This is a genomic window from Variovorax sp. 01T439_2 (assembly GCF_056398445.1).
In genome coordinates, this window is record NZ_JBFTPJ010000590.1 from 1 (window position 1) to 3,781 (window position 3,781).

Here is a 3,781-nt window from a genome sequence, read left to right on the forward strand (position 1 = left end):
CGACAGAACAGGTCCAGCAGCGCTCTCCAACGTGACGACCTCACCCAGATGCAGCCCTATCCGCACTCTGGGACCTGCGGCTTCAACAGCGCCCGCTTGCTCTTGTGTGACGCTGAGAATCGATGCAAAGGGAAGATATAGCACGGGCCGGAGTCTCAGCAGGAGTTCGTCACGATCAATGTCGTTTGCGATTCCAATGCCCAGACCGGCGTCGAACTTCGTCGTTCCATGATTGATACCAGACCTGCTGATTGCTTTCCCAATCGGGCCGACGTACTTCAGCGTTACGTCACGCGCCGTGAGAGTCTTCTCGGCGGCAGCCCTCATTTCTGCTCGGTGCATCAGCATCAAGCCAGCAACGACTAGCAGTCCGATACTGCAATATGCGCGGTACTCCCGCAACCATCGCGAGACCCGCACTGCACTCGCCGCTAGCTCCATCACTTCCCCAATGTCAACTCTGATGGCCGAATTCTGCCTGCCGCTCCGAATGTCCGGTTCTGGGCGACACCTTAGCAATCACGGACCGGGTTAGGTGCCATCTCCCGTCCCGACCGCCGCCGTTCCGGGCGGTTCGAACTGATGATGGGCTTTGACCTGGTCGTAGCAGTGCGAGCACAGGACAGTGTGTTGAGTAAAGGCCCGGAAGCGCTCGCTCCTGTCCTCTTCCTGCAGATAGACCAGCTCGCAGGCGCAGCACCAGCCTTGCTTGTCATCAGGGTCATCGCTGTTCTCAATGAAGCCTAACGGAACGCCGTGATTCTGGATCAGATGCCCGCACACCGAAGCAAGTGCCGCTTGCCCGTGATGCGGGCAGTTGATATCTATCTTATCGGTCATGGTGTCAAAGGGATGTACCCGGCTTCTAAAGATTGCAGCCGAACCTAGCTCACCTCACTGCGAAGCTCGTGTTCAGGCGCCTGCGGTTCGTCCAGCAGGCGTTTTGCCACCACCTGGGCCTTCAGGACAAGAAAGAGCCCAAGGGCCAGTTGGGCGAAGCCGATGAATCCATCGATGTGCCGGCCTGCGTCCATGGTCGAGACCGGCTGGCCGCTGCCAATCCACAGCGCGCACACGGAGAGATAGCCCATGACGGGGGCGAGCGCCTTGAATGCGATGACGAGCAGGCCAAGAACCACGCATGCCACGACCAACGCCTGCTGAGCTGGAACGCGCAGGACGTCGTCGTATTTCGTCCGGGGGACAAGCTTGTGCGCAATGACCATGGGGAAGAACCAGCACAGCAGGCCCGCCAACAAATAAAAGCCGCCCATGAGGTAAGGCACCCAGACGGCACTGGGGTCGCTGCTGCCAGCCTTCAAGGCGCCGCCGATGGCAACAGCCTGGAATGCCGTGATGAGCAGCCAGATGGCAAAAAGGCGCGAAGCGGTACCGACGATTTGCTGAGGGGTCATGGGGTTTGCGCTTGCGCGTTCGGCTGAGGAGAAGAAGTTTTCAGGTTGCTTGGGGGTTGCGGCGGCACCGTGCCGCGCTGGGCCAGCAGCAAGAAATCGACGCCCTGTGCACGGACGGACTGCATGTCGAACTTGGTGAGGCTGGCCTGGCCCAGGAGCGACACGCAATCGGCGCAGACGACGGCTGGTACGTTCTTCAGCTCGAAGGGTCCCACCTTCATGGATTCGACCACCACCCCCTTGGCTGCGACCTTGCGACCGTCGGCCACGGTCATCAGAACTTTGGGGTCGACCACCCGGTATGCCGCCTTGGAGTCGCGCAGCATCGCTTCGCTCAGGCTGGTGAGGCTTGCGCCGGTATCGACCATGAAGGGCTTCGGCTTGCCCGAACCGAGCGTTACGGGCGCGAAGAAGTGACCCGCATACATGGGAAGGCGCAGCGCCATGCGTTCCTCGTTCTTCTCCGGCTCGGCCTTGTCGATGGCCGTTTCAATCGAAATCCGTTGCGCCGCGAAGTAGGGCCGCATGCCTTTGGCCTCCAGCTGGCTGTCGTACGCCTGCAGCAGCGACAGCGCTTCATAGGGCCGATGGGTCTTGAGCAGCAGGCTGGCCAGCCGCCCCCTGACATCCACGAGGCTTGGCGCCACGGAGAGCGCCTTGTACGACCATTCGATGGCGTCGCCGGTGTGGCCAAGCTTCTCGTGGCTGTCCGCGTAATAGGCAAAGAGGTCATACGCTCCCGCTCCGAGGTCCATCGACTTTTTCAGATGAACGATGGCTTCTTCATGCTTGTCGCGTTGGTTCAGCACGAACCCGAGGCGGGCGATGCCCGTGGAATCCTCCGGCCGAAGGCGCACGTATTCGCGCCAGCTCGATTCCTGGCACCGCAAGTCGCGCAGCTGCGCGCACTTGTTGGCCTGCGACCTGAAGTCTTCCGCGCTCAGGTTGTCCTTGTTGAGCCAGCGCTCCACGTAGCCACGGCTCGAGAGCGAACTCGCGCCCGAGGTCGCGAGCAGCACCGCGCAGCACCCGACAAAGACCTGCAGGTTCTTTCGTTGGCTCGGGTAGGCGGTCCAGAGCGAGAAGATGGCGACCACCACCACTGGAATCAGCAGCGCGCCGACTCCAACCCCCAGTGCGTAGCCGAGGGAGGCTCGCTCGGGCAGGTGGAAGGCCAGGCTGAACCACACCAGTACTGCGGAGAGCACGACCGCGGAGGTCCACAGAGGTGCGCCGGCGGTGCGCTCGCGCAGCCTGTCAAGTCTGACGAAGTCCGGCTCGACATCGGATGGCGCCGCTCTCTCGCCGACCAGTTCCGGAATCTGCTGCAGAGGCTTCCAGGTCAGGCGCCCTTCGCACCAGACGAGCGTGTTCGAGCTGATGGTGCCCGCCTGCACGAGCTGCTCGAGTTGCGCAGCCGACACGGGCCCGCTTCTGTGCTCGCCTTCCRCATACCACCAGACCTGCTCTCCCTCGTCCTCGGCGGGGGAGCTGGTGAGGTCCGCCGCAGGCGCCAGTGGCACCGGAACGTCTGTAAACACTGGCTCCCGGCGCTGCTCCAGCCCCTTCAAATTCCTTACACGCGGGCGTCCAGGCTCAAAGGGGGCGGAACCGGCGCTCTTCTCGGCGCCAAAGTACGTGTTCTTCACCCGCTCGGAGTTCGTGAAATACAGGAACCAGAGGAAGCTGGAGATGAAGCCGCGCACGGTGCGTCCGGCATCTTCGCCAGCTGCATTGACGTCCAGGAACGCCCAGGCCGCACCCACGTCGCCGAGATACATGACGAATGGACTGAGGGCCAGAAAGAGCTTGGCATGCGCCACGCTCTCCGGCTCGTACCTCGTGCGAAGCCGATTGGCCATCCAGACTTGCCAAACGATGACGCCCAGCAGCAGGCACCAGCAGAAGGCCTTGTAAGGCACGTAGCCCGCAAGTTCCAGGACCGCGGGGGTGCGCAGCTCGACGTCTGCGAAGGTCTTCAGCTGCGTCCCGATGCCTACCAGGGGTGTGAGGACGAACGCCGTGACAAGAAAGAAGCCGAGCCAGCCTTTGGTTCCGTACAGCGTCTCTCCTTGAACCTCCCTCTGGCGTGCCGACCGGCGGGTGAGCCATACGCAGCCCGCAACGAGCGCGATGAACAGCAACAACGGCACCATCGAGCCAACCTGCTCCATGTTCATTTCTGTTCCTCGGTCTTTGAGTTCTTTTGGGGGGCTCGGCCTGTCGACGGCAATGTGCGCGCGAGCGCGGATACGGGCACTCGGGCACCCGCCAGCCCGCGAAGCGCAAGCTCTCGCTTGAAGCCAGAAAACGAGTTCTTGCTTGCCGCCATCATTCCGCCGGCGCGAAAGTGGTGTGTTCGGAAG

Annotated in this window: 5 protein-coding genes; all 5 read right to left on the reverse strand. The window is 62.2% G+C overall.

The annotated features are described in order from the left end of the window. On the reverse strand, nt 1-327 hold a 327-nt coding region (locus tag AC1DOC_RS23885), incomplete at its 3' end, for a hypothetical protein (protein ID WP_478130625.1). 204 nt (nt 328-531) lie between these two features. Beyond that, on the reverse strand, nt 532-840 hold the full coding sequence (locus AC1DOC_RS23890) for a hypothetical protein (RefSeq protein ID WP_436036996.1): 309 nt from the start codon (nt 838-840) through the stop codon (nt 532-534). Nucleotides 841-884: 44 nt separating this feature from the next. Continuing rightward, nucleotides 885-1,415: a hypothetical protein gene (locus tag AC1DOC_RS23895; protein ID WP_015867280.1), complete on the reverse strand. Its 531-nt coding sequence runs from the start codon at nt 1,413-1,415 to the stop codon at nt 885-887. Beyond that, a complete protein-coding gene (locus tag AC1DOC_RS23900) occupies nt 1,412-3,595 on the reverse strand; it encodes a GYF domain-containing protein (RefSeq protein WP_478130626.1) in 2,184 nt (727 codons plus the stop codon). Before AC1DOC_RS23900 ends, AC1DOC_RS23895 begins: the two co-directional genes overlap by 4 nt. After that, on the reverse strand, nt 3,592-3,781 hold a 190-nt coding region (locus tag AC1DOC_RS23905), incomplete at its 5' end, for a hypothetical protein (RefSeq protein ID WP_478130627.1). The genes AC1DOC_RS23905 and AC1DOC_RS23900, both read right to left, overlap by 4 nt.